Below are 724 nucleotides of genomic sequence, written 5' to 3' on the forward strand. Positions count from 1 at the left end.
GGTGAAGCGATGTGCCTCAGCCGTCCTTCAGCGTGACGCCGGGGGCATAGGCAATGAAAAACGGGTTGGCAAAGCCTTCCTTGCCATAGCGCAGCGCCGTGTGATCATCAAAGCGCACAACACGCCCGCCGGCACCGGCCAGAACCGCATGTCCGGCCGCCGTGTCCCATTCCATCGTGCGGCCCAGGCGCGGATAGAGATCCGCCTCACCCGTCGCGACCAGACAGAACTTGAGAGAGGATCCCGCGCTGGTCATGTCCTTGACGCCGTACTTGCCGATATAATCATCGGTGGCCTGATCGCGGTGCGATTTCGACGCCACCACCATCAACGCGTCATTGTTGGGGGTCGACACATGCAGCGGCTTCGTCTCGCCCACCGTGTCCTTGTCGAAGGGACCCATTTCTTCGACCGTATTGCCAACGCTGTCTGTATAGAACATCCGGCCCTGGGCGGGGGCATAAACCACGCCACGCGTCGGGCAGCCGTCTTCTACCAGCGCGATGTTCACGGTGAAATCGCCGCGACGGTTGATGAATTCCTTGGTGCCGTCCAGCGGATCCACAATCAGAAAGGTATCGGCCTGCTCGGAATGGCTGTCGGACTGTTCTTCGGTAACCAGCGCGACATCGGGGAACGCTTCGCGCAATCCGGCGGAAATCAGCGCATCCGCCGCTTCGTCCGCCGCTGTGACCGGGCTATCATCCGACTTTGTCTTCACGTC

At 61.0% G+C, this 724-nt stretch carries 1 protein-coding gene; it reads right to left on the bottom strand.

Annotation, left to right across the window (positions count from 1 at the left end; genetic code table 11):
• Positions 1 to 16: 16 nt before the first annotated feature.
• Positions 17 to 724, bottom strand: a 708-nt coding sequence (gene cysQ, locus P775_RS19915; protein ID WP_099912635.1) for a 3'(2'),5'-bisphosphate nucleotidase CysQ, incomplete at its 5' end; no start/stop codon positions are given.

The organism is Puniceibacterium antarcticum, assembly GCF_002760615.1.
Taxonomy (GTDB): Bacteria; Pseudomonadota; Alphaproteobacteria; order Rhodobacterales; family Rhodobacteraceae; genus Puniceibacterium; species Puniceibacterium antarcticum.